General features: G+C 37.6%; 20 protein-coding genes. 14 read left to right on the top strand and 6 right to left on the bottom strand.

Annotated features, from left to right (window positions below):
• Window positions 1-108: 108 nt before the first annotated feature.
• The gene (locus ACTQ46_RS07695) at window positions 109-390 is read right to left on the bottom strand and encodes a hypothetical protein (RefSeq protein WP_441748672.1); all 282 of its coding nucleotides are present in this window, start codon (window positions 388-390) and stop codon (window positions 109-111) included.
• A gap of 152 nt (window positions 391-542) precedes the next feature.
• Entirely contained in the window at window positions 543-1,781 is a 1,239-nt protein-coding gene (locus ACTQ46_RS07690) for a DNA polymerase Y family protein (RefSeq protein ID WP_441748670.1), read from the bottom strand.
• A gap of 152 nt (window positions 1,782-1,933) precedes the next feature.
• Here ACTQ46_RS07690 and ACTQ46_RS07685 point away from each other — a divergent pair, with 152 nt between their 5' ends.
• From ACTQ46_RS07685 to ACTQ46_RS07630, 12 genes are all read left to right on the top strand, one after another.
• Window positions 1,934-3,265 (top strand): sodium-dependent transporter, encoded by a 1,332-nt coding sequence (locus tag ACTQ46_RS07685; protein WP_441748668.1) that lies wholly within the window; start codon window positions 1,934-1,936, stop codon window positions 3,263-3,265.
• 140 nt (window positions 3,266-3,405) lie between these two features.
• Entirely contained in the window at window positions 3,406-4,092 is a 687-nt protein-coding gene (locus tag ACTQ46_RS07680; RefSeq protein WP_441748666.1) for a response regulator transcription factor, read from the top strand.
• Window positions 4,082-5,497, top strand: coding sequence for a sensor histidine kinase (locus ACTQ46_RS07675; protein WP_441748664.1), 1,416 nt, complete (start codon window positions 4,082-4,084; stop codon window positions 5,495-5,497). Before ACTQ46_RS07680 ends, ACTQ46_RS07675 begins: the two co-directional genes overlap by 11 nt.
• Before the next feature lie 169 nt (window positions 5,498-5,666).
• Window positions 5,667-6,806, top strand: coding sequence for a radical SAM protein (locus tag ACTQ46_RS07670; RefSeq protein ID WP_441748662.1), 1,140 nt, complete (start codon window positions 5,667-5,669; stop codon window positions 6,804-6,806).
• A 619-nt stretch (window positions 6,807-7,425) separates the two neighbouring features.
• The gene (locus ACTQ46_RS07665; RefSeq protein ID WP_441748660.1) at window positions 7,426-8,028 is read left to right on the top strand and encodes a CPBP family intramembrane glutamic endopeptidase; all 603 of its coding nucleotides are present in this window, start codon (window positions 7,426-7,428) and stop codon (window positions 8,026-8,028) included.
• Between the two features lie 9 nt (window positions 8,029-8,037).
• Window positions 8,038-8,454 carry an Msa family membrane protein gene (locus ACTQ46_RS07660; RefSeq protein WP_441748658.1) on the top strand — a complete coding sequence of 139 codons (417 nt, stop codon included), beginning with the start codon at window positions 8,038-8,040 and terminating at the stop codon, window positions 8,452-8,454.
• Entirely contained in the window at window positions 8,429-9,271 is an 843-nt protein-coding gene (locus ACTQ46_RS07655) for an ABC transporter ATP-binding protein (protein ID WP_441748656.1), read from the top strand. The genes ACTQ46_RS07660 and ACTQ46_RS07655 overlap by 26 nt, the downstream gene beginning before the upstream one ends.
• A gap of 9 nt (window positions 9,272-9,280) precedes the next feature.
• Window positions 9,281-10,036, top strand: a complete 756-nt coding sequence (locus ACTQ46_RS07650; RefSeq protein WP_441748654.1) for a hypothetical protein — start codon at window positions 9,281-9,283, stop codon at window positions 10,034-10,036.
• 74 nt (window positions 10,037-10,110) lie between these two features.
• Window positions 10,111-10,863, top strand: a complete 753-nt coding sequence (locus tag ACTQ46_RS07645; RefSeq protein ID WP_441748652.1) for a hypothetical protein — start codon at window positions 10,111-10,113, stop codon at window positions 10,861-10,863.
• A 7-nt stretch (window positions 10,864-10,870) separates the two neighbouring features.
• On the top strand, window positions 10,871-12,517 hold the full coding sequence (locus tag ACTQ46_RS07640; RefSeq protein WP_441748650.1) for an ABC transporter ATP-binding protein: 1,647 nt from the start codon (window positions 10,871-10,873) through the stop codon (window positions 12,515-12,517).
• A gap of 118 nt (window positions 12,518-12,635) precedes the next feature.
• A complete protein-coding gene (tkt, locus tag ACTQ46_RS07635) occupies window positions 12,636-14,612 on the top strand; it encodes a transketolase (RefSeq protein ID WP_441748648.1) in 1,977 nt (658 codons plus the stop codon).
• Window positions 14,612-15,181 (top strand): SOS response-associated peptidase family protein, encoded by a 570-nt coding sequence (locus ACTQ46_RS07630; protein ID WP_441748646.1) that lies wholly within the window; start codon window positions 14,612-14,614, stop codon window positions 15,179-15,181. The genes tkt and ACTQ46_RS07630 overlap by 1 nt, the downstream gene beginning before the upstream one ends.
• A gap of 417 nt (window positions 15,182-15,598) precedes the next feature.
• On the opposite strand, the gene ACTQ46_RS07625 is transcribed toward ACTQ46_RS07630, so the two are convergent.
• The 4 genes from ACTQ46_RS07625 to htpG form a co-directional block, all read right to left on the bottom strand.
• The gene (locus ACTQ46_RS07625) at window positions 15,599-17,050 is read right to left on the bottom strand and encodes a TrkH family potassium uptake protein (protein ID WP_441748644.1); all 1,452 of its coding nucleotides are present in this window, start codon (window positions 17,048-17,050) and stop codon (window positions 15,599-15,601) included.
• An 8-nt stretch (window positions 17,051-17,058) separates the two neighbouring features.
• Window positions 17,059-18,414 carry a Trk system potassium transporter TrkA gene (gene trkA / locus ACTQ46_RS07620; protein ID WP_441748642.1) on the bottom strand — a complete coding sequence of 452 codons (1,356 nt, stop codon included), beginning with the start codon at window positions 18,412-18,414 and terminating at the stop codon, window positions 17,059-17,061.
• A 64-nt stretch (window positions 18,415-18,478) separates the two neighbouring features.
• Complete coding sequence (locus ACTQ46_RS07615) at window positions 18,479-19,930, bottom strand: TrkH family potassium uptake protein (protein ID WP_441748640.1); 1,452 nt, start codon at window positions 19,928-19,930, stop codon at window positions 18,479-18,481.
• 155 nt (window positions 19,931-20,085) lie between these two features.
• A complete protein-coding gene (gene htpG, locus ACTQ46_RS07610; RefSeq protein WP_441748638.1) occupies window positions 20,086-21,960 on the bottom strand; it encodes a molecular chaperone HtpG in 1,875 nt (624 codons plus the stop codon).
• A 321-nt stretch (window positions 21,961-22,281) separates the two neighbouring features.
• On the opposite strand from htpG, the gene hisG reads away from it, so the two are divergent.
• Both hisG and hisD read left to right on the top strand, forming a co-directional pair.
• Window positions 22,282-23,886 carry an ATP phosphoribosyltransferase gene (gene hisG, locus ACTQ46_RS07605; protein WP_441748636.1) on the top strand — a complete coding sequence of 535 codons (1,605 nt, stop codon included), beginning with the start codon at window positions 22,282-22,284 and terminating at the stop codon, window positions 23,884-23,886.
• A 9-nt stretch (window positions 23,887-23,895) separates the two neighbouring features.
• The gene (gene hisD / locus ACTQ46_RS07600) at window positions 23,896-25,182 is read left to right on the top strand and encodes a histidinol dehydrogenase (protein WP_441748634.1); all 1,287 of its coding nucleotides are present in this window, start codon (window positions 23,896-23,898) and stop codon (window positions 25,180-25,182) included.
• The last annotated feature ends 4 nt before the right edge of the window (window positions 25,183-25,186 follow it).

Below are 25,186 nucleotides of genomic sequence, written 5' to 3'. Positions count from 1 at the left end.
TGCGAATGATTGCCGTTGTTGTAAAATGCAAAAAGACCGCATTTGGTGCGGTCTTTTTTCTATCCCTACTGCCTAGCCCCTAAAACCTACTCACTACTCCCTCTCTTTTCAATACCGATACAAATACCAGCTTTGGGTATCGGGGAAATATTTTAGATCGTATTGTATTTTTTTAGAAGAGAGTTCGCTGATGCATTCATAAACAATGGTCTTTTTCTTTCCTTTTTCAATAACACGGCTGGAGAAAATTTGACTGACTTTAAGGATTACCGGTCTTTCTATGGTTTCAGGAACATTAGGATTGGGAAGGATTTTAAATCGAAGAGGGCGGGGATATTCTCTTCGATTATAGTAGCAGAGAGTTTCTAATTCGATCATAAGTATTTTCATAATATCACCTCGATTTTCTTTATCAGCAATGGCAGCCAGTTCTGTGAATATCCCTTGCATCAGCATCGAAGATGCGTTACATCAAACAAAGGAAACAGGCTCCTCGTTTCTACTTCAACTCCTCTCTTCCCTCTCTCACATTCCACACTTTTTTATAGTGTACTGCTCATCATCAGGTACTCTTCTTCTTCCATTACGCCGCCGATCATGGGGGATATTCCGGAATGGAGGAAGGTGGAACGGTAGACGGATCTTTTTCCGTACTCTTCTCGTAAATGATCTAAAGTTGTTTCTAAGTTCCTGTATTTTTCTTCTTCTTTTTCAAAAAGAGAAAGTTGTTTTGCCTGATCGCTGGTTAATTTGCTGACTCGGATAGAGAACTTTCGAAGGGGTTCTCCTTTCCAGATCTCTGAAAACAATTTTTCAGCTTGTTTATAGAGAATTTGAGTATTTTGAGTGGGGAAATTCAGTTTTTCTTCTTTTCTATAATGAAGGAAGTCTGTATTACAGAAGGATACGGATAAAACTTGTCCGTTAAAATGAAGTCCTCTTAAGCGGTTGCCGATATTTTCGCTGATGGCTAGAAGAACTCTTTTGCAGTCTTTTTTCGTTTCTACATCAAAGGGCATGGTAGTGGAATTGCTGATGCTTTTATAGGGAGGAGAGTTTAGAAGAATCGAGCTGTTTTCAATGCCGTTGGCAAAATTCCAGATGGTAAGTCCTGGTTTTTTCATCCAGCGGTACATATATTTCGGATCCATAGCGGCGAGTTCGCCTATGGTTGTAATTCCTCGTTCTCTTAATTTTTTCTCTGTACGTCTTCCTACCATAAAAAGATCGCCTACAGGAAGAGGCCACATTTTCACTGGGATATCTTCTTTAAAAAGAGGATGGACACGGTCGGGCTTTGTAAAATCCGATGCGACTTTTGCCAGAAGCTTGTTGAAGCTCACTCCGATATTAACCGTGAAGCCCAATTCTCTAGAGATCCGTTCTCGGATTTCTTCTGCCTGTTTTAAATGTTCTCCTGGAGGTCCTATGTATTGCGCAAAAAGTTCATCTATGGAAAAGCGCTGGATCAAAGGAGTGTATTCTGAGATCAAATCCACCATGGACTGGCTTGCTTTCATATATAGGCTGTACTGAGGAGGGATGATTTCAAGCTTAGGGTATTTTTGCAGAGCAGAGCGGATGGGCTCCCCTGTCTGGATTTTGTATTTTTTTGCGGGAATGGATTTCGCCAATACGATACCTTTTCTCTTTTTTTCGTCCCCTCCTATGATAGCTGGTATCTCCCGCAAGTCGATGGCAGAGGGATCTAAAGAAAGCCGGTGAGCTGCTTCCCAAGAAAGATAGGCCGAGTTGACATCGATATGATAAAAGATGTTCATAAAAGACCTCCTTAACTGTTTAGAACAAGTATAACAGAACATATATTCTAAGTAAAGATCTTTTTAGCGGTTTTATTTCATAAAAGATTTCAATAAATTTCCATCAATGTTACAATACTGTATGGAGAATTTTAAATTAGGAGAAGTATACTATGAATGAGAAAGAAAAAACAAAACGTTTTAACAGCCGCTGGGGCTTTATATTATCTTCAGTAGGTTCTGCAGTAGGCATGGCGAATGTATGGGGATTTCCTAACAAGATGGGGACAAATGGAGGGGGAGCTTTCTTTTTAATCTATCTGTTTTTTATTTTTATCTTTAGTTATGTAGGGCTGCCCTCAGAGTTTGCCATTGGGCGCCGTGCGAGGACGGGGACACTAGGTTCCTATGAAAATGCGTGGAAAAGCCGAAGTAAAAATTTAGGAAAAGCAGGAGCAGTACTGGGCTGGCTTCCCTTAATCGGTTCAATGTGTATTGCTATAGGTTATGCGGTGATTGTAGCTTATGTTGGAAAGGCGTTATTGGACTCCTTAACAGGAAGTTTAATGACGGTAAATACAGAACAATGGTTTGCATCATTTTCCATGGAGGGGTATTCTGTAATGCCTTTTCATATTATTGTAGTTTTGGCAACGCTTTTAACCTTGTACTTAGGAGCTAAAAGTATTGAGAAGAGCAATAAAATTATGATGCCGTTATTTTTTGTGATTTTTGTGATTTTAGCGATAAGAGTGTCAATGCTTCCGAATGCAGCAGAAGGGTACCGCTTTATGTTTATTCCAAGGTGGGAAGTTTTAAGAGATCCTATGGTGTGGATCTGGGCGATGGGACAAGCTTTCTTTTCCCTTTCTATTACTGGAAGCGGTATGATCGTTTATGGTGCTTATTTAGAAGAGAAAGAGGATGTTGTTTCAGTTGCAAGGCATACAGCTATTTTTGATACTATAGCAGCTCTTGTAGCGGCTTTGGTTATTATTCCCGCATGTTTTGCTTATGGATTGGATGTGGGAGCCGGACCTGGACTTTTATTTGTAACATTGCCGAAGATTCTTCAAGATATTCCTATGGGACAGCTTTTTGCAATTATTCTATATACAGCAATGATCTTTGCTGGAGTCAGTTCTCTTCAGAATATGTTTGAAGCTGTGGCAGAATCGCTGCTTCATAAATTTCCGAAATTCAACCGTGGCATGATACTGATATTTTTATCCGTTGTTTGTTTAGGATTTGGATTAAATATGGAAACTATTGTTTCTTGGGGACCATGGATGGATCTCGTTTCGATCTACATTATTCCCTTAGGAGCAACCTTAGGGGCTATATCCTGGTTTTGGATTATGAAAAAAGAAGATCTTCTTTTTGAAATCAATAAGGGAAGAGTAAACAAGGAAGGACAAAGGTGGTATTTTATGGGACGTTTCCTTTATGTTCCTTTTGCCATTGTTCTTTGTATTGTAGCTTTATCGATGAAAGTGGCCTTCTAGAAAAAGAGACTGCGCCGAATGGTGCGGTCTTTTTTTCTTTCTCTAAACCCTTTTTAGCTTTTCCTTGAGCGGGAGTGATAAAATTGGTACACTGATTATAGAAAGTGCTTTATCTAGAAAAAGCGTAAAGGCGGAGGTTTATGGAAAGAAGACAGAGTATACTTGTAATAGAAGACAGTAAAAAAATTTCTGAGCTTATTGAAATCTATATCGGAACCCAGTATCAGGTTTTTACAGCTGAAACAGGAGAAGAGGGGCTTGAAAAGCTTGAGAGAGAAGAGATCGATTTAGTTCTTTTGGATATTGTGCTTCCGGGAATGAATGGACTGGAAGTTCTTACAGAAATCCGAAAAGAAAGAGAGGTTCCAGTTATTATTCTTTCCTCAAAGGATTTAGATATGGATATTATATTAGGGCTTAAAATGGGAGCCGACGATTATTTAACAAAGCCTTTCAACCCGCTGGAATTAGATGCTCGAATTGAGGCACATTTAAGAAGAAAGTCTATGATGGAAAAGGGAAGAAAGGGAGAGATGTTAAAAGCGGGGGATTTAAAATTAGATCTTCGAAATCCGGTACTGTATTTTAAAGGCAAAGAAACAGAACTTCTTCCTACAGAATACAAGATGCTCAGAGTATTTATGGAATCTCCGGGTCAGGTGTTCACCAAAAAACAGATTTACGAAATCGTCTGGGAAGAGGACTATGCCTATGATGATAATACGATTATGGTACATATCAGCAAATTAAGGGAAAAACTCGAAAAGATGACAGAGAAACGTTATATTAAAACTATACGGGGGCTGGGGTATCGATTTGAAAAATAAGATTTCATTAAAAAAGATTCTTCGAAATCATTTTATCTTATTTACATTTGCGGTTATTTTTTTAGTTCTTTTTGTCCTCTTTGTAATGAATCAAGCAGGGGAAAGATTAGTTGACAAGATGGATCTTTTAGGAGGAGACAGCAGCTATCAGGAGTATCTTGGAAATAGAGAGAATGAAATAAAGAAGGCTGAAGCCTACGAAGGAAAGATACAGATTATCGACGGAGAGTACAATATACTCTCTCCGGAAGAAGAAAAAAGCAGATACAGTTCGAAAGAGATCTACGAGCTTAGCCAAGGAGAATATCAAGAAGAGGGCAGGTATTATTCCGGTATTCTTACGAAACTTTCTAGAGCAGAGGAAGATCTATATAAACTGCTTATTCTGCCGAAAGACCGGATCCACTTAAATTATAGGATTGATATGGATCTAGATCAAGATACCTCCGGGATTTTTCTGCTTTTCATTACAGCAGCGGCTGTTATGGCCTTCGGATACTGGTTTATATTGAAACTATCTACAAGAAGAATCGACCGTCTTGTCAATGTTCCTTTAGAAGATTTAAGAGAAGATATGAAAAAAGTAAAGGAGGAAAATTACAGCATTCATCATACTAGTTACGAGATCGAAGAATTTGATGAGATGCGGGACTCCTTTGAGAGTATGACGAAGAGGCTTGATTATCTTATGGATAAAACAAAAAATGACGAGTTTTTAAGATATCAGCTCATTTCCGAGCTGGGTCATGATATTAAAAACTCCATTACGCCGATCAAGGGATATGCCAGTATTTTATTAATGGAAGAAGAGCTTTCAAATAAGTATAAAATACCGATAGAGAAGATTACAGAAAATTGTGATGATATGGAAAAAATGCTTCAGATCCTTATGTCTTTCGGAAAACTGTCTAGAGTAGACTATAGTTTAAATTTAAAAGAGATTGATATTGCGGATTTATTTCGAAATATTATCGCTGAAAAATACAGCAGTTTTGAGATGAAAGAGATGGAGCAGATTATTGATATTGAGGAGAAGGAGATTCTTCTTTTTGCAGATGAGCTGGAAATTAAAAGGGCGATTATCAATCTTGTAGAAAATGCAGCATTTCATAATGAGAAAGGCGGCAGAGTTTATATGGGGATTGAAGAAGGAGAAGATTTCGCGGAGATTATCATCGCAGATAATGGAAATAGAATAGAAGATTTTTTAGTCAATCTGATTTTTGAGCCTTTTATTCGAAAAAAACCGATTAAAGACAAAATGGGCCATAGCGGTTTAGGCCTATCCATAACAAAAAGAATCGTAGAAAAACACAAAGGGGAATTACAATTAATACAGCCTTATAAAGAGTATTCCAAGGCCTTTATTATCCGTCTTAGGAAAAGTAAAGGGGCTGTTGAATAAAAGTAAATTATAAAAGATACCTGCAGATAAAAAGAAGGTATCTTTTATTTTTATGTTCAAATTTAAATGTTTAAGGAAGGTTTAAGGAAATAAGGTTATTTTAAGGTTTGCTTATGAAGGTTTTAAGAGCGGGAAGATAAGATAGTAGTGTAATCGAAAAGGGGGAGACATGGAGAAGATAAAAGAAGTTTTTTATAAAGATCATTCGCTTTTATGTAATTTTGAAAATGGGGCAGTCGTCTATGTAGAGGAAGAAAACAGAGACGCTGTGAGGGACTATATACAGACCGGAGATCAAAAAGGCAGTGCCTATCCCATCCTTGAGCAGATAGGATTTTTCCAGCCGAAAGATATTCGAAAGCAGGTTTATCTTCATGTAACTCATCGATGCAATATGGATTGTGTCGGATGTTATTCCAGAATTTCAAACAGAAATCAGAAGAAGGATTTAAGTTTTGAAGAGCTTATAAAAATTTTGAAACAGCTAAAAAAAAGAGGTTATACGAATCTCGTCCTTTCTGGAGGCGAGCCGATGCTTCGGAAAGATATAGCAGAAATTATCGACGAAGCTAAAAAAAGAGATTTTAATACGGTAATGATTACGAACGGCAGTATCGAAATAGAAGAAGATGTTTTTAAGAATCTAGATGCCTTGGCTATCTCTATTGACGAAATAGAAAAGGAAGAAAATCCTCTAGGAAGAAAAATCCATAAAGAAAAAATTCTGAAAATTTTGAAAGCTTCGGACAAAGAAGGTACAGAGATCAGCGGGATCGTTACATTAAATAGAACAAATATCGACCGGGTGGAACAGTATCACGAACTTAGCCAGGAGTATAATCTGCCCATTACCTATAGCCTGTTCTATTCAAAGGACAAAGACAGCAAAGAGTTTTTAGTCACAGAAAAACAGCTTGTCCGCTTCACAAATCGTTCTTTCCAAGAATTTCCATATACATTAGAAGGTTTCAGTCCTCAAGAAGAAATTTATTGCAAGGAAAACTGCGGAGCAGGTGAAAAATCCATCAGTGTAGATGCAGAAGGGAATTTATCTCCCTGTCATATGATGCATAATATTAAGCTGGGAAATATTCTAGAAGATTCAGAAAGCTCCTGGGAAAAATTAAAAGAATTTAAGGATAAGCTGGATACTGAGATAAATGAATGCAGAGAGTGCAATAAGTCTGCTTTTTGCGGCAGAGGATGTCTTGCAAGATCGATGGCAGCGGGAGGGACCTATAAAAAAGACCCCTACTGCAGTTTATACGACACCTATTATGAGTTGCAGTTTGATCTATTATTTCGTTAATTCATGCCTTTAGCATAAATTAAAATATCAAAACAAGGGAGGTGAAAACAGATGAAATTATTAGGAGCAAACAAAGGGCTTTGCGTAAGCGTATTCTTCGTATCAGCAGGATATACAAGAAGACTTAGAGGCGGACATAGTGTTAGAGTGTAAGAAAAGTACTTAGATTAAGAATAAAGGAGGTGAAACAGATGAAATTATTAGGAGCAAACAAAGGGCTTTGCGTAAGCGTATTCTTCGTATCAGCAGGATATACAAGAAGACTTAAAGGCGGACACAGCGTAAGAGTTTAATAAAAGAGTGATAGCAATTACATTTACCGAATAGAGGTGAAATGAGATGAAATTATTAGGATCTAATAAGGGTCTCTGCATCAATATTCTTATCGTATCTGCAGGGTACACAAGAAGACGTAAAAATGGAGACAGTTATAATATCTAATCTATAAAAGAAAAATTTAGTTTAAATATATTACAAATAAGAGCCGAGATTTTCTCGGTTCTTATTTATAAATAAAGGAATTAAGTTTATTTTAAGATTCAGTTAGGGGTCTTTTAAGGATAAGGATATAAGATAAAGGCAGAGATTATATTCTCAAGCAAAGCATAAAGGAGGAGGCGTGGAACTCAACAATACAAAACTCAAAAAGACAACAGAGGAAATGAAAGACATACTTAATTCTATTATTTGGATTATTGTGATTACTATTGCAGCAGCGGTGTCTTTAAATCTTTCTGCATTGGCGGCAGCTATGACTGGAGGGTTTCTGCCGGAGCCTGTATCAGCAAGTATATTAGCTCTTTCTATTCTTTTTTCCTTTGTTCTAGTGCCTAAGCTTATTTATAAAAGACTGCTGAATTTTGAAAGAAGAGTAGAGGTTGGATGGAGAACTGCAGCAGGATTTATACTGTTGTTTATATTTCTTCTACAGTTTACGGATTATTCGATGACTATTCATTTTTTAGCGATTGGGATTGGAGAAGAATATCTGTTTCGAAAACTGCATTATGATTATCTGAATGAAAAGATAGGAAGTGTTTATGCTTTGATCCTGACATCACTGATTTTTGCACTGCTGCTTCATATTAACGAAACGTTTTTATCGAATCTTTTTGTGCGATTTCCCATAGGTATGGTGCTTGGGATGATACGAATCTTTTTCAATGTTAAAGGCGCCATGGTGGCCCATTGGATTTACAATATTTTTGCGACGATAGGATAGGAGGAGAACATGACAATAGTAATAGCTGCAGTGTTGAATGGGATAAACTATGGTTTAGCTTATCTTATAACCCCAAATGTAAATATATTCTTTTTGCTGATGATGCTTATTGTGATTCCGGCAGTTTATAATATCATCCTTTACAAAAAGAATACCCTGAAAAAAGGTTTATGGATCTTTCCGCTGCTTACCACAATAGCCTATACAGTATCCGGCAGTCTTTTAGAGAGAAGCGGAAAATGGGATGTATTAATCGAGCAGACCAACCGTTTTTCTGGGGATCTCATTATACAAGTTTCGGAGAGTATCGTAGATCCGTCCCAAATTATTACACTGTTCCTTACACAGATAGCAGTGCTCTTTATAGCGGATAAATTGTTTAGGAAAGGAAGTTCGAGTCATGATCGAAGTTATAAATTTGAGTAAAAAATATAAAAAAGCAGAGGAGTTTTCGCTAAAACAAGCTGATTTTACTTTAAAAAGAGGCGAGATGGCCGGGCTTATCGGTGCAAACGGGGCGGGGAAGTCTACCTTAATGAAGACCATGTGCAAATTTATTTCCCCTACGGAGGGAACTGTAAAGATCAATGGAGAAGATCTTTACTCAAAAGATTATCTGCTCAAAGACGTGGGGATTTTGCTGGAACCTGTATTTTTTCCACAACTCAGCGCTTATGAAAACATGGAATACTATCTAAAAATTCATGGGAAAAAGGAATTTCTTCCTTCGATAGAAGAACATCTAGAGATGGTGGGGCTTTTAAAAAGCAGAGACAAAAAAGTGAAGAGTTTTTCCTTCGGTATGAAACAGAGGCTGGGCCTTGCTTTGGCTTTGTCGGGAAAACCGAAGATGCTTATACTAGACGAGCCCTTTGTAGGACTTGATCCCAACGGAATGAAGGATCTGATTAAAATCCTTCATCAAAGAGTGAAAGAAGATCAGATAGCAGCCCTTGTCTCCAGTCATCAGCTGCATGAATTAAGTGCAGTATGCGAAAGGGTTCTTGTTATTCAAAAAGGTGTTATCGTCTTCGATGGTGTGCCAAATGATAGCCCCGAAATTACAATAGAGCTGGATCGGGAATACACACCGACAGAAAGTTTTAAAGGAAGAGTTTCTGGAAGGACTATTACAACAGCGGTTCAAGGAGAAGATCTCAGTCTTCTTATGGAAACATTGTCTAAAGAATATAAGATTATGTCCGTCGATACAAAAAAATCAACTTTGGAGAAATTTTTTTAGGAGAATAATATGGAACTTTCAATAGAAGAATTGAAGAAAACACTTAAACGAAAGGACGCGATGCTTCTAATGCTTTTAGTGTTGTGGCCGGCTTTAGTCAGCGTCGGGATTCGAAGCCAAAGCGGGTTTTTTATCTTGGAAGGAATTCAAGTAGGGGCATTGGAGTTTTTGTACGGACAGATGGTTTTTCAGCAGATTATATTTCTTCCGATATTGATTATTATTGTGGTTGCTTCGATGTCCTTTTATAAAGAAATAAAAGAAAAGCAGATCTATCTCTATAAAGATATTCCGAGAACACAGATTCTGCATTCGAAATATTTTTCTGTATACGGTACATATTTTATCTTTTTGATTTTTTATATTCTAAGCTGCTTTTTCTTTTTCTTTACGATTTATGCAGGGGCGGAAAATGCAGTAAATAGTTTTTCAGCTTCGCCGGAGAATATAGGGTCGATACTATTTGACTGCTTTCAGATTTTGATGCTGATACTCTTTTTTATTCATGTAGGAATAAGTTTATCTTTGAGATATTCTACAGGAGTTACGATTTTTATAGCCTTGATTCTTTATGGAATTCAAAATATTATAGGTTTTTTTGGCAATATAAAATACTTTACTCCTTTTGGATATACAGATATTTTAGACTTTCCCATAGCAGATATGAGAATAGTACTGCTCTTGTCTATTTCAATATGGCTTCTATATAATATTCCTCTTTATAGGATAAACAGAAACTATTTTAAAAAGGCTGAATTTAATTGAGGTGAAAAATGAAAAGATATAACTATAATAAAATTCCGATTTTTATGATGATAAAAGTGTTGTAGGAGGAAAGTATGGAATTTTTCATGGAAGAACTGGGAAAAGTATTAAAGAGAAAGGATACTGGACTCTTAATGCTCTTGTCTTTGTGGCCGATCTTATTTTCGGCAGTGATACGAATAAATCCGAGTATTATGAATTATGAAGGTAAGCTTAGTGTATTGGGCTTTATCAATCTGCAGCTTTTCGTACAAAGCGGTGTCCTTGTACCGCTTATCATCCTGATTTATATGTCTTCTGTATCCTTATATCAGGAAATAGAAGAAAAGCAAATCTATTTATATAAAGATATACCTAGAGAAAAGATCCTTAAGGGAAAATATTTTTCGGTGTATATTGTGTATTTTCTTTTTATTCTGCTTTATATTGCCGGAAGTGCGATCGCCTATTATTTTTTATTTCAAGGAGCAGATCTTGCTACAGGTACTTTTTCCAGAGGAAAGGGAGAAATACTTCCGCTGATCTACGATAGTTTTCAAATCTTGATCGGTTTTCTGTTTTATATCCATATCGGTTTTAGTTTATCTTTGCGTTTTCCTGCTGGAGTATCTATTTTTGGAACCTTGTTTTTGTATATATTTATTAAAACTACGCCTTCTATTGCATGGGCAAAACATTTGACTCCTGCAGGGTTTAGAGAAGTGATGGATTTTGGAGGAAACAGTCTGCTGTATACGTTAATCATTTCGATAGCTGTCTGGCTGATCTATAATATACCGATGTATTTGGCGAATAAAAGATATTTCAAAAGAATCGATTTTAATTGAGGATATTATGAAAAAATATATATTAATAGAAAAATATCTGCTGTTCTTTACTTTGTTTTTAACACTGATGGAATCTTTCCTTCAAATCAGTTTAGCTTTTATACTATCCGGTCTTGTAAACAGTGCTATGGAAAAAGGGGAAGAACAGCTTTTGTTTTATTTAGGAATCAGTGCTCTTTATCTATTGGTCCAAATCATGTTAAACAGCACAAATAACTATCTAAAAGGGATGTATATAAAAAAAACGGAATCTTATTATCGGAGGGACCTGTATCAGGGGATATTAAAACAGCCCCTTCGAAAATATTATCAGGAGCCGGAGGGAAGATACTTGTCTCTTCTGACAAATAATACAGAAGATGTGGTGGATTCTTATATAGCAGGGATTTATGATATAGTGCAGATGGTGTCTGCCGTTCTTTTTGCCCTAGTGTCGCTGATATATATTGATATTCGAATGATAGTCCTCTCGCTGGGAGTGGGAATATTATATCTTCTTATTTCAGGGAAATTGGGAGAAAAACTATCAGGCTATAAAAACAGTTATTATGATGAAATAGGCAAAAATGTGATAAAGATAAAAGAGCTGCTATCTGCCTTTGAAATTATTCGAAATAATAAACTAGAATCTTTTGCCGACCGTTCTTTTAATCAATCGAAAGAGGAGCTGCTTGAGAAAAAGAGGGTTTTTTCGGTTAAAATATCAAATATCAATTCTTATAATCTTATTTTGGGAGAAGGGCTTATTATTGCAATTATATCTATTGTTTCGATTCTTGTGATAAGAGATGAAATTAGAATAGGAGAATTGGTAGCGATAGCCCAGCTGATGTCGTCTTTGATTAATCCAATCGGCGGACTGAACGAAATAATAAACGAGCGGAACTCTTCAAAAGAACTTTTAAAGGAGCAGTTGGCCTTTATAGAATCGAAGAAGGTTTCGAAAGGAATCGCTGAAATTAAAGAATTTCAAAAAGAAATTGTATTGGAAAACCTTGAATTTTCATTTCAGGATAAGAAAATTCTAAAAGGCGCCAATATGTGTTTTCAAAAAGGGAAAAAGTATGCCATAACTGGCGAAAGCGGAGCTGGGAAAAGTACAATCTGCAAATTGATTCTAAATTATTTCGATCATTATAAAGGCAAACTTAAGATAGATGGAAAAGAATACAAGGATTTGTCGGAAGACGCTCTTAGTATGGTAATCTCCTCAATTCATCAGGATATTTTTTTGTTTGACGGTACTATTAGAGAGAACATCACTTTATTTAAAGAAATCGATGAAGAAAAGATCCAGGAGGTGCTGCGATGCTCGGGGCTGTATCAGGTCATGCAGGATAAGCGGCTTGGACTAGACGATTATATCTTTGAATGCGGACATAATTTATCCGGAGGAGAAAAACAGCGGATAGCTATTGCTAGAATGCTGATGAGGGAAAGTCCGATACTTATTTTAGATGAAGCGACCTCTTCCTTGGACAGAGGCACCTCAAAAGAAATTTTAAAACAGATCCTGCAGCTGAAAGACAAGACCTGTATCTGTATTACCCATAAGCTGAGTCAGGAAGACAAGAGCCTCTATGATGAAATAGTAGAAATAAAAGAGGGAAAGATCGAAAAAATAGCAAAAACCAATAGCAGCATAACGGCATAAGAATCGAGAGCAGGTATCTTGGTTCTTTTGTTTTCTAAAGGATCTCTCATCTTGCATTGGGTAGGTAAAAATGATAATCTAATAATTAGATATCTAAAATAAGAAAGGTGGACAACACATGAGTATAAAAAACTTGGCAGTCAATACGATTCGTATTTTATCCGCTGAAGGTGTTCAAAAAGCGAACTCCGGTCATCCGGGACTACCTTTAGGGGCTGCGCCAATGGCTTTTTCGTTATGGAATGATTGTATGAATCATAATCCGGAAAATCCAAACTGGATCAACAGAGACCGCTTTATATTATCGGCAGGTCATGGATCCATGCTGCTGTATTCTTTGCTTCATATTTTCGGATACGGTGTTACAAAAGAAGATCTTCAAAGCTTCAGACAATGGGGCAGCAATACGCCAGGTCATCCTGAATACGGAGACACTGTGGGAGTAGAAGCAACTACAGGTCCTTTAGGACAAGGGTTTGCAATGGGAGTCGGTATGGCACTTGCCGAATCGAATCTTGCAGCACGTTTTAACAAAGATAATTTTAATATCATCGACCATTATACTTATGTTTTATCCAGCGACGGATGTATGATGGAAGGCATCACAAACGAGGCAGCTTCTTTTGCCGGCTCTATGGGACTTGAAAAGCTGATCGTTTTATACGATTCCAATAATATCAGTATTGAAGGAAGAACAGACAATACATTCTCTGAAGATGTATTAAAAAGATATGATGCATTGGGATGGAGTACATTTTTCGTAGAAGATGGAAATGATTTAGAAAAAATAGCTTCTACAATAGAGGAAGCTAAAAAAACAGACAAGCCTTCTATCATTGAGATTAAAACAAAGATCGGCTATGGATCTGTACTAGAAGATTCCGAGAAGTCTCATGGAGCACCTCTTGGAGAAGAAAATGTGGTAAAACTAAAAGAAAAATTCCAATGGGAATATGAAGAAGAGTTCTATGTTCCAGAGGAAGTAAGATCTTTAGTGGAAGAATCTAAAAATAGATCAAAGAAGTTAAACGAAGAATGGGATGCCCTTTATTCTGAATATCAAAAAGCCTTTCCTGAATTAGGGGAAGAATTAGAAAATTCGTTAAATGGCGAGATACCAGAAGAGTATTTAGACAGCGACGAATTCTATGAGTTTGAAAAAGACGATGCAACAAGATCTCATTCTGGCGTTGTTTTAAACAAACTAGCTGAAAAGATGACAAACTTAATCGGCGGATCTGCTGACTTGGCGCCATCAAACAAGTCGAATATGAAAAATACTTCCAATTATTCAAAGGATAATCGGGAAGGTAGAAATATTCAGTTTGGTGTTCGGGAATTGGCGATGACAGCTATTACAAACGGTATTGCTCTTCATGGAGGATTTGTTCCATACTGCTCAACTTTCTTTGTCTTTGCAGATTATATGAAACCGCCGATGAGACTTGCTTCTATTATGAAGTTAAGACTTCTTTATGTGTTAACTCACGATAGTATCGGTGTAGGAGAAGACGGACCGACTCATGAGCCGATCGAACAGCTTGCGATGTTAAGATCCACTCCTAACATGACTCTTTTCAGACCTTGCGATGCTAAGGAAACAGCAGCTGCCTACAGCTATGGACTACGACATAAAACAGGTCCTACTGCGATTGCCTTAACAAGACAAAAACTTGAAAATCTTAAAGAAACAGGGAAAGACGCTTTAAAAGGAGCTTATGTACTTCGAGATTTCGGCGAGAAAATGGATATTATCTTAATGGCATCCGGATCAGAAGTTTCTTTGATCTACAAAGCAGCTGAAAAGCTGGAGCAGCAGGGATATGGTGTCCGTGTAGTTTCTATGCCGAGTATGGATGTCTTTGAAGAACAAGATGAAGAATATAAAGAAAGAGTACTTCCAAAAGAAGTGAGAAAGAGAATATCTGTAGAAGCAGGAGCTACTTTCGGATGGGAACGATATGTAGGTCTTGACGGCAAGGCAATCGGAATCGATCATTTCGGTGCTTCTGCTCCTGCAGCGACACTTTTTGAAGAGTTCGGTTTTACCGTTGAGCGCGTTCTAGAAGATGCATTATCTCTCTTAAGCGAATAATGTGCGGCAGATTTTACTTCGATCCGGAAGATCTAAGAGAATCCTGGGATGTTCTAAATCCCGTTAAGAAAAAAGAATATTCTCCCGGTATGGATATTTATTATCGAGAGAAAGGTTCTGGTTTTCAAAAGGACTTGTGGGGAATTCGGGTAGATTTTCTAAATCGACCGATTATCAACAGCCGAATCGACAAGCTATATCCTTCCGGTTTCTTTTTAGAAGATTATAAAGAGCGGCGCTGTATCATTCCAGCTTCCTTCTTTTTCGAATGGAAAAAAAGCGGTAAAGCGAATACCCGATACGAAATCGGAATACAAGAAGAATCATATTTTTATTTAGGCGGATTATACCGTTATAACGAAGAAGGAAAAAAAGAGATTTCGATTTTAACGTTAGATTCTTTCGGAGAAATGGGGAGCATTCATCACAGAATGCCGGTAGTTTTAAACCCGGAGGAAGGAGATTTCTTTTTAGAAGAAAATCATGAAAATCTTTATCAAAAACTTATAGAGAAAAAACCAGATTTCTTCTTTCGCCAAAAAGACCCAGAACAATTAAACTTTCTATAAAACCAAAAGACAATTCCGAAGGGGATTGTCTTTTGTGTTTTATAAATTAATATTATATTCTTTTCTTCTAAAAAAGCTTAAGCTTTTGGTTATGGTTTTTCGTTGCTTATACGGTATACGAAAGGTCTCAGTTTCCAGCTCTGGGGGAGGATGAAGGGCGTTGCGATTCGACCTCATATCCTCCCACAGACCCCCCTCCTTTTACACCCCCAACGCTTAGAAGCAGGGGAGCGTCTAACGACGCCTTTTTATATGCGAAGAAAATGCTCTGCATTTTCTACCATCCCTACTCGCTAGTCCCTATCACCTACGCCCTTTCTTCTCCTAGCCACCGTAGGTGTGCCGCCTAGTGCCTAGGTGCCAAAGGCATCCTGCCTGGGTTGCAAAGCAATCCCGCCTATCTCTTCCTCTTTTCAATCAATATTTCGTCTTCCAGGTTCTAGGCATAAAGAGTACTAGTATGGGGATGATTTCAAGTCTTCCTATAATCATAGCCATCGTTAAAAAGATTTTGCTTAAAGGACTGAAGAAAGAATAGGTTCCGTCGAGGCCCACGATTTCTACACCGGGAGCGTTTGTATTTAAGGTAGCGGATACTGCATTAAAAGCGGTGGTGCTGTCTACGTTATCGAGAGAGACAAAAAACAGGAGGGTGATAAAAGTTATAACATAAATAAAGAAGTAGACGAGAGCGCTTTTTATAATATTGTCTGGAACCCGTCTGGCGTCTTCTGTTATCGTTAAAACTCTTCTTGGGCTGATAGATTGTTTGATTTCGTTAAGTCCTGCTTTAATAAGGATAATAATCCTGGATACTTTAAGACCTCCTCCAGTCGACCCGGCACAGGATCCGATGAAGATAAGGATATTTAAAACAAAATGAGAAAATTCCGGCCAAGCAGTGAAATCGGTGTTGGCAAATCCGGTGGTAGACATAATAGACGTTACGGTAAAAAATACGTGCCGAAACATTTCGGAAAAGGACTGATACATATCTTTTACATTAAAAGAAATTAGTAAAACCGCCGCAATAAGAATCATAAAATAGGCTTTTAGTTCCTCGCTTCGAAAGGCTTCTTTTCCCCGGCCGATCAAAATTAAATAATATATATAAAAATTAATGCTGAAGGCATACATAAATATTGCCAAGATATAATCGATAAGAGGATTGTTGAATTCGGCAATACTCAGTGCTTTATTGCTGAATCCTCCTGTTCCTGCAGTTCCAAAAGCGTGAATCATAGAATCGTATGGATCCATTCCAGCGAAGATCAAGATAATTATCAGTGCTATCGTCATTGTTATGTAGATTTTATATAGGATTTTAGCGGTGATATCTGCTTTAGATACAAGTTTGCCGAAAGAGGGGCCGGGCATTTCAGCTTTCATTACATAAACGGTTCCATCTACTTTTTTTGGAAACACAGCTAAAGCGAAAACAAGGATTCCCATTCCTCCTATAAAGTGGGTAAAGCTTCTCCAAAACATCATCGATTTCGATAAATATTCTCCTGCCGGCAGGACACTTGCCCCGGTTGTAGTAAAACCGGATGCGATTTCGAAAAAAGCATCGATGAAGTCCGGGATCTGTCCATTGATTAAAAGAGGCAGACAGCCGAATAATGACATTAATATCCAGGTTAGAGTAACAGCGACGAAACCTTCTTTTACGCCAAAATGCATATGGGCAAGGTCGATTGTACTGGATAAAAAGCCTATAGCTAGAAGTATGGCAATTACGACAAGCATGGAGAAAATGTTCAATAAACTTTCTTTATAAATAAGCGCCACCATAAGCGGCGCTGCCATGAAAAGCGCTTCTAAAGTCAAGATTCTTCCTAACATACTTAGGATTAAACGATAATTCATATACTCACCTATTTCACAAGAAGATCGTTTAATTCATCGATATTATTATGGGTGGTGACAATAACAACACGGTCTCCTGCCAATATCGAATCTTTACCGCTTGGGAAAAGCAGTTCGCCGGCTCTAAAGATAAAGGCTACCATAGTGTTGTCTAAGAGTTCCAACTCCATTAAAGGGATACCGATTCCCTTTGAATGTTCGTTGGCTATGAATTCTAAAGCTTCGACTTTGTGATCGGCTAATGTATGAAGGTTTTCTATAGCAGTATCCCCAGTAGCATTTAAGGAGCGGACAAAACGGACGATTTTATCGGCTATGATTCTTTGAGGAGTGATAATAGTATCCAGTTCTGTATGACCGATAAGCTTCAACATGGAAGTACGATTTACCTTGGCGATGGATTTTCTTACATTTCTGTATTTTGAAAAAATAGAAATAATAATATTTTCTTCATCAATTCCTGTTAAAGCGATGCAGCTGTCATAAGCTGAAATTCCTTCGCTGTCTAAAATATCCTGATCTGTTCCATCGGCATGTATTACGGAAATATCCGGGAACGTTTCAGAAAGGAATTCTGTTGTTTCTGGTTTTATCTCGATGAGTTTGATCTCCATCTTTTTGTTTGTCAATTCTCGGAGGAGATAGTATCCCATTTTTCCGCCGCCGATAATCAAAGTAGAATCGATGGGGGAGTTGAATTCTTTGAAATTTCGATAAAATTTATTCAGGTCATCGTGGCTTCCTGTCAGATGAACAATATCCCCTTCCAATATACGTGTGGCGCCTTTCGGTATGAAAGCTTCACCATCTCTTTCTACAATACATATCAAGAGCTTTCCATCGAAAGACTCGTCGAATTCTTTTAATGTCACATCCTTTAAGAAGGTATTTTCTTCGATAAGGACGGATACCATATGGACTTTTTCTTCTGCAAAGGTTTCAACACCTATAGCTGTAGGGAACTGAAGAATCTGGGAGATTTTCTTTGCTGCTTCTTCTTCGGGGTTGATCATGGCAGTAATTCCCAGACGGCTCTTTATAAAATCCACACTATTTCGATATTCCGGATTTCGAACCCGGGCGATAATGTGCTTTACTCCTAGTTCCTTTGCCACAATACAAGAGACCATATTCAGTTCGTCAGAGGTGGTAACTGCAAGAAAGATATCTGCATCTTCCACAGTTGCCTCCTTTTGAATATTTACATCGGCGCCGTTTCCGACAACGGCTTGGATATCGTATTGTGAAAAAAGCATCTCGACAACATTCGGATCGATATCGATTAAAACGATATCGCAATATTCTTCTAATTCTCTGCAGATGGCATTGCCTACTTTTCCGCCGCCAACAATTACAATTTTCATAATTCCTCCAATTTAGTCATTCATCCTATCATAACAGATTTATAATGAAACGGTTTGTTTTGTATTAAGTTCGTTTTTTCCATGTACTCGGCATAAACAGTACAAGGATCGGTATAATTTCCAGACGGCCTACGATCATCGCTATCGTCAGCATGATTTTAACGAAAGGTCTGTAAAAAGCAAAATTTCCCGTAGGACCTACTGCAGACATTCCTGGCCCGATATTGTTTAAGGTTGCTGCAACAGAGCTGAAGGCCGTCAGGAAATTATTGGCATCAAAGGAAACTGCCAAAAGAAACGTTGCAAAGACCAGCATATAGATAAAGAAATAGTTTTGGGTGCTGCGAATGATATTTCCCGGAAGTTTTTTTTCCGTTTCAGTAATCAGAAAAACTCTTCGAGGCTGGATGGCTTTTCGCACTTCGTTGATCGCTGATTTTACTAATATCACAATTCGGGAAACTTTCAGTCCTCCAGCTGTCGATCCGGCACAAGAACCGATAAACATCAGCATTAAAAGTATAGTTCTAGAAAAGGGATGCCATAAGTCGAAATCTACGGTAGCATACCCTGTGGTTGTTATAATAGATGAAACGGTGAAAAACACATGACGCAATAATTCCGAAAAACTGCCATAGAGGTCTCGGAGATTAAAACAAATAAGGGCCACTGCACCGATGATAATAAACAGATAAACTTTTAATTCTTCGCTGTGAAATACATCTCGTGCCCGTCCGATTAAAATCATATAATAAAGGTTGAAGTTAATACCAAATACGATCATCCCAATCCCCAATATATAGTCTATAAGAGCGCTGTTATAATAGCCTACACTGGCAGCTTTGTTGCTGAAACCTCCAGTTCCGGCAGCTCCAAAAGCGTGAATCATAGAGTCAAAGGGAGACATACCGGCTATAATCAAAACCAGGATTAAAACAAGGGTCATGGCTACATAAATTTTATAAAGGATTTTAGCAGTAATATCTAATTTGCTGACAAGTTTTCCGAAGCTGGGACCAGGGACCTCTGCTTTCATTACGTTGACGGTACCTCTGACATCTTTCGGAAGAACAGCCAAAGCGAAAACAAGAATACCCATTCCACCGATGAAATGCGAAAAGCTTCTCCAAAAAAGCATGGACTGAGAAAGGGATTCTACATCCGTTAAAATACTGGCTCCCGTTGTAGTAAAGCCGGAGGCCATCTCGAAAAAAGCATCGATAAGGCTTGGAATCTGTCCGTTTATTACGAAGGGCAGACCGCCGAAAAAAGACATTCCTAGCCAAGAGAAGGTTACAACAGCAAATCCTTCCTTCACGCCAAATACCATATCTCTATTATCGATAAAATTAGCAGCGAGACCTAGTACTAATAAAATACCGATAACAAAAAGAATCGAAAAGATATTCAGATAGCTTTCCCTGTAATAAAGGGCTACGATAAGAGGAAGTATCATAAATAAAGCTTCCAATGTAAATATTTTGCCGAGCATATTAAGAACTAATTTAATGTTCATAGAAACTCCTATTTTTTTGAATTCACAGGTATTTATAACCCGCATTAATCCTATATTAGTAATAAGAAAGTTATTTGTCAATTAAAAGACCAGAGCCGGATGGTATCCTTAGCTCTGGTCGGGAGTGTGTTTCACAATAGATGAAGGGAAACTTGTTATTTCATTAATTTCCAGATGGAGTTTGTATAAGCAACCGGGTCTTCGATAGGGAGTCCTTCGATTAATCTTGCCTGATTATAAAGAAGCTCTGTATATAATTTCAAATCCTCTTCATTTTTTTCTGCTTGCGATTTTTTAAGCTTTTCGTAGATCGGATGATTTGGATTGATTTCCAATACTTTCTGAGCAGTCATACCCATAGAATTTGGCTGATTCAATAAAGCTTTTTCCATTTCGATAGAGATATCGCCTCTGGAAACCAAGCATACTGGGTCTTCTTCCAATCTCTTAGAGGTTCGGACTTCAACAACTTCATCTCCTAAGATATCTTTCATGCTTTCGAAAAGATCTTCATTTTGTTCTTCTTTGGAAGTATCTCCATCTAGACCTAAATCTTCTGATGAGATAGATTTGAATTCTTTGTCCTCATACTTTTGAAGAACTTTTAAAACAAACTCATCGATACTTTCTGTTAAATAAAGAATCTCGATATCTTTTTCTTTCAACGCGGATCCTTGAGGAAGTTTCTCGATTTGTTCAATAGAAGTTCCTGCTGCGTAGTAGATATATTCCTGATCTTCTTTCATGGAGTCTGCATATTCTTTTAAAGTGACGCGGGAGTCTCTCTTTGAAGAATAGAAGACTAGTAAATCCTGCAAAGGATCTTTTTTCATTCCGTAAGATTCATAGATCCCTAGTTTTAGCTGATTTCCAAAGGCTTGATAGAAAGTTTCGTAATCTTCAGGGCGTTCTTCCTGCATCTTTTTCAATTCTTGAGTGATTTTGTTTTCGATGTTCTTAGCGATGGTTAAAAGCTGTCTGTTGTGCTGCAAAGTCTCTCTGGAAATATTCAAACTTAAATCTTCAGAATCCACCACGCCTTTTACAAAGCTGTAGTAGTCTGGAAGAAGAGCCTCGCATTTATCCATGATCAAAACACCGTTTGAGTAAAGCTGAAGACCTTTCTCATAATCTTTTGAATAATAGTCGAAAGGTGTTTGGCCTGGAATATAAAGAATCGCTCGATAAGAAACTGTTCCTTCTGCTGAAATATGAAGATGAGATAAAGGTTTGTCAAATCCGTAATGCTGATCAAGGTAGAAATTGTTATAATCTTCATCCGTTAAATCTTTTTTGTTTTTTTTCCAAATCGGAGTCATCGAATTCAATACTTCGGATTCTTGATATTCTTCATAATTCGGTTCTTCGCCTTCTGAAGCTGTGTTTCTTCTCTTTGTAACCATCATTTTAATAGGGTAGCGGATATAGTTGGAATATCTTTCAACAAGATTTTTCAAAGAATATTCTTCTAGATAAGAATCGTAGTTTTCTTCTTCTGTATTATCTTTTAATTCTAGAATAATATCTGTTCCGACAGAGTCTTTCGTTGTTTCAGAGATGCTGTATCCTTCTACACCTTCAGACTCCCATTTGAAGGCTTTATCCGAACCAAATTTTTTAGTAATAACAGTCACTTTTTTAGCAACCATAAAGGAAGCGTAGAAACCTACACCGAACTGTCCGATAATCTCTGCGGATTTGTCAGATTTTTTAAGTTCTTCTCTAAAATCTTGAGTACCGCTTTTTGCGATGGTCCCTAAATTTTCTTCCAAGTCGTTCTCGTCCATTCCGATTCCTGTATCGGATATGGTTAAGGTACGGTTTTCTTTATCTGCTTTTATCTCAATAAAATAATCTTCTTTGTTGAACTTCAGGTTGTCATCGGATAAGGTTTTGTAATACAGTTTATCGATGGCGTCAGAAGCATTTGAGATTAGTTCTCTCAAAAAGATCTCTTTGTTTGTATAAATCGAATTGATCATAAGATTCATTAATTTTTTTGATTCCGTTTTAAATTCTCTTTGAGTCATATCATTCATCCTTTCCTTGTTGTTAGCAATCATACTTGAATAGTGCTAATATTATTTTACGATTTACATTGATTCTTGTCAAGAATAGATCCTTTAATTGTTGACAATCTGAAAATATTAATATACAATTACATTATCACGGTAGCAAGATAAAGCGAGGGTTATTATGAAAACAACATTTTCTTCACAAATGAATATCCATCATCGCCATTTTATATTAATATAATAGTAGATAAAATGGTGTTTTGTGATGTTTATATATTGGAGTTTGCCATTTTGTCGAAAAGACGAAATGGTTTTTTTTATTCATAGGAGGAATAAATGAGTCAGTATAATATTGAAGGGGTCAATTATAAAGGAAAAGCTGAGATTGAAGTCTACGAGAAATTATCTCATCAGATTATCAAGCTTTGCGAAGGAGAAGGGTACACCCAGATCAGCACACCAAATTTCGAAGACTATGAATTATATCGAGGAAATACGAAAATAGATCGAGATAAAATGGTGAAAACCATAGACAGCAGCGGAAGGATTCTGGTGTTAAGACCGGATGCGACGATTCCTATAACAAAAATGGCGGCAAATCGGGAAATTGATCCAGAGAAGATTTTAAAATATTGTTATGCGACTACAATCTTTAGAGAATACCGATCTCGTAATGAGAAAGGCAGAGATTTTCTTCAGACAGGGGTAGAGTATTTCGGGGATGCTTCAGCGAAATGCGATGCAGAAATTATAGCCCTTGCAATAACAGTGGTTAAAGAGCTGGGTTTTAAAACGATACAGGTGGATATTGGAAATGTCAATTATCTTGAAGGGCTTTTCGATGCGCTGGATCTTCGAGATGAGATTAAAATGAGAATCCGATGCCTTATAGAAAGCAGAAATCTAGGGGATTTAGAATTTTATCTAGATGAAATAGAAATAAGCGACGAGTATAAACAAATGCTCCTTGCCTTTCCGAATCTCTTTGGTTCTTATGACCGCTGTATGAAAGAAGCGGAAGAATATGTACTCAATGATAAAATGAGTGAAGCGTTAGAACGGATTCGAGAAATTTATAAATATTTAGCAGATCGGGATCTGCATTCTTATATTAAGCTTGACATGGCCTTTACTTCTAATTTGAATTACTATTCGGGTATGGTCTTTAACCTATATGCAGGGTCAGCCCATACCTCGGTTTTAAGCGGAGGGCGTTATGATCATCTGTCGGAGCAGTTCGGCATAAAAAGACCTGCCTGCGGTTTCGGGATGAATTTAAATCTTGTGATCGATTATATCAAAGAAGATCAAAAAGATGAGGTGGTTCATATTGCTTTGGCGAAAGGAAGAGTAGCGAAAGAAACCATGAAATGTTTTGCTGCTTGCGGTATAGAATTTCCAGAGTACAGCAAGGAATCCAGAAAACTGTTGTTTCTAGATAAAACTGAAAAAATAGAAGTGATATTTGTAAAATCGCCGGACGTTCCGGTCTATGTACAAAGCGGGGCAGCGGACTTGGGAGTCGTTGGGAAAGATGTTTTGAACGAAGCGGATTATGAAGCCTATGAATTGATGAACTTAAATATCGGAAAATGCATGATGGCAACGGCGAAAATAAAAGGCGAAGAGATCGATTATAATCGTAAAATCATTATCGGCACAAAATATCCGAAAACGGCGAAAGAATATTTTGACGGATTGGGAGTAAACACAGAAATTATTAAGCTAAACGGTTCTGTAGAATTAGGACCTATTGTAGGTCTTTCTGATATTATAGTAGATATCGTAGAGACAGGTAACACTCTTCGAGAAAATGGTCTTGAGGTAGGGGATAAAATAATGGAAATAGGATCAAGACTTATCTGCAATAAAGTGGCTTTAAAAACAAAACGAGATGAAATAGAAGACATCATTGGTTTATTAGAAGAATTAAGGGATTAGGAGATAAAAATGAGAATTATAAAAGTAGAAGACCGAGGGAAAATAAAAGAGCAGATGGACGAGCTTTTAAAAAGAAGCGAAAGCGATCAATCCGATATTGAAAAAACGGTAAAAGATATTATCGATAATATTAAAAAAAGAGGCGACGAAGCACTGCTTGAATATACTGAGAAGTTCGACGGGGTAGAGCTTTCGGATATTAAAGTTACAAAAGAAGAAGTAACAGCTGCCAGAGAAGCTGTTGGAGAAGAGTTTCTCGAAATTTTAGAAGAAGCGGCGGCGAATATAAAAGAATATCATGAATGCGAGCTGGAAGAAACGTGGATGAAAGAGTTTCGTCCCGGGGTTCGTTTAGGACAGAAAATCACTCCTATCGGCCGAGTGGGCATCTATGTACCGGGAGGAAAAGCCGGTTACCCTTCTACAGTACTTATGGATAGTATTCCAGCAGTAGTAGCTGGGGTAGAGTCTATAGCTATGGTTACGCCTCCACTAAAAGATGGAAGAGTAGATCCTTATATTTTAGCGGCAGCTTCTGTTGCTGGAGTTGATGAGATTTATAAAGTAGGGGGAGCTCAGTCGGTAGCAGCTCTTGCCTATGGAACGGAAACGATAGCCCCTGTAAATAAAATAGTAGGGCCTGGAAATATATATGTTGCGACGGCAAAAAAACAGGTTTTCGGAAAAGTTGCAATCGATATGATCGCAGGACCGAGCGAAATCGGTATTTTAGCAGACGAGAATGCAAAAAAAGAAATTATAGCGGCAGATCTTCTTTCTCAAGCAGAACATGACGAAATGGCTGCGTCTATTCTTGTGACAACCTCCTCAAAGTTTGCAGAAGAGGTGAAAGAGGAAGTATACCGCCAGATCGAACTTCTTCCCCGTCAAGAAATTATGACAAAATCTATCGACAACTATGGTACGATTTTTGTAGCGAATACGAAAGAAGAAGCGGTGGATATTATGAACGAAGTTGCACCGGAACATTTAGAGATTCTTTTTGAAGATGCAGAGAGCTTTGTAGATAGTATTAAGAATGCGGGAGCGATTTTTATCGGACAATATACACCGGAGCCTGTAGGGGATTATTTTGCAGGGCCAAACCACACGCTTCCTACAAGCGGTACGGCGAAGTTCTCTTCTCCTTTAGGAACTTATGATTTCTTTAAGAGAAGCAGTTTATTATGTTATGAAAAAGATGCTTTGGAACGTATCGCTGAAAAGGTGCAGTCTTTTGCAGAAAAAGAAGGTCTTTTTGCTCACTCCAATGCTGTTAAGAAACGTTTTGAATAGAGGT

The sequence above is a fragment of the Gallicola sp. Sow4_E12 genome, assembly GCF_052116305.1.
Taxonomy (GTDB): domain Bacteria; phylum Bacillota; class Clostridia; order Tissierellales; family Peptoniphilaceae; genus JBQKLI01.
Note: the sequence above shows the minus strand (reverse complement) of the source record. Positions and strands in the feature narration are given on the sequence as shown.

What these genes read in the sequence shown, in the direction of transcription:
- ACTQ46_RS07695 (WP_441748672.1), bottom strand. Translation starts at nt 390, where the DNA reads ATGAAAATACTTATGATCGAATTAGAAACTCTCTGCTACTATAATCGA.
- ACTQ46_RS07690 (WP_441748670.1), bottom strand. Translation starts at nt 1,781, where the DNA reads ATGAACATCTTTTATCATATCGATGTCAACTCGGCCTATCTTTCTTGG.
- ACTQ46_RS07685 (WP_441748668.1), top strand. Translation starts at nt 1,934, where the DNA reads ATGAATGAGAAAGAAAAAACAAAACGTTTTAACAGCCGCTGGGGCTTT.
- ACTQ46_RS07680 (WP_441748666.1), top strand. Translation starts at nt 3,406, where the DNA reads ATGGAAAGAAGACAGAGTATACTTGTAATAGAAGACAGTAAAAAAATT.
- ACTQ46_RS07670 (WP_441748662.1), top strand. Translation starts at nt 5,667, where the DNA reads ATGGAGAAGATAAAAGAAGTTTTTTATAAAGATCATTCGCTTTTATGT.
- ACTQ46_RS07660 (WP_441748658.1), top strand. Translation starts at nt 8,038, where the DNA reads ATGACAATAGTAATAGCTGCAGTGTTGAATGGGATAAACTATGGTTTA.
- ACTQ46_RS07655 (WP_441748656.1), top strand. Translation starts at nt 8,429, where the DNA reads ATGATCGAAGTTATAAATTTGAGTAAAAAATATAAAAAAGCAGAGGAG.
- ACTQ46_RS07650 (WP_441748654.1), top strand. Translation starts at nt 9,281, where the DNA reads ATGGAACTTTCAATAGAAGAATTGAAGAAAACACTTAAACGAAAGGAC.
- ACTQ46_RS07645 (WP_441748652.1), top strand. Translation starts at nt 10,111, where the DNA reads ATGGAATTTTTCATGGAAGAACTGGGAAAAGTATTAAAGAGAAAGGAT.
- ACTQ46_RS07640 (WP_441748650.1), top strand. Translation starts at nt 10,871, where the DNA reads ATGAAAAAATATATATTAATAGAAAAATATCTGCTGTTCTTTACTTTG.
- tkt (WP_441748648.1), top strand. Translation starts at nt 12,636, where the DNA reads ATGAGTATAAAAAACTTGGCAGTCAATACGATTCGTATTTTATCCGCT.
- ACTQ46_RS07630 (WP_441748646.1), top strand. Translation starts at nt 14,612, where the DNA reads ATGTGCGGCAGATTTTACTTCGATCCGGAAGATCTAAGAGAATCCTGG.
- ACTQ46_RS07625 (WP_441748644.1), bottom strand. Translation starts at nt 17,050, where the DNA reads ATGAATTATCGTTTAATCCTAAGTATGTTAGGAAGAATCTTGACTTTA.
- trkA (WP_441748642.1), bottom strand. Translation starts at nt 18,414, where the DNA reads ATGAAAATTGTAATTGTTGGCGGCGGAAAAGTAGGCAATGCCATCTGC.
- ACTQ46_RS07615 (WP_441748640.1), bottom strand. Translation starts at nt 19,930, where the DNA reads ATGAACATTAAATTAGTTCTTAATATGCTCGGCAAAATATTTACATTG.
- htpG (WP_441748638.1), bottom strand. Translation starts at nt 21,960, where the DNA reads ATGACTCAAAGAGAATTTAAAACGGAATCAAAAAAATTAATGAATCTT.
- hisG (WP_441748636.1), top strand. Translation starts at nt 22,282, where the DNA reads ATGAGTCAGTATAATATTGAAGGGGTCAATTATAAAGGAAAAGCTGAG.
- hisD (WP_441748634.1), top strand. Translation starts at nt 23,896, where the DNA reads ATGAGAATTATAAAAGTAGAAGACCGAGGGAAAATAAAAGAGCAGATG.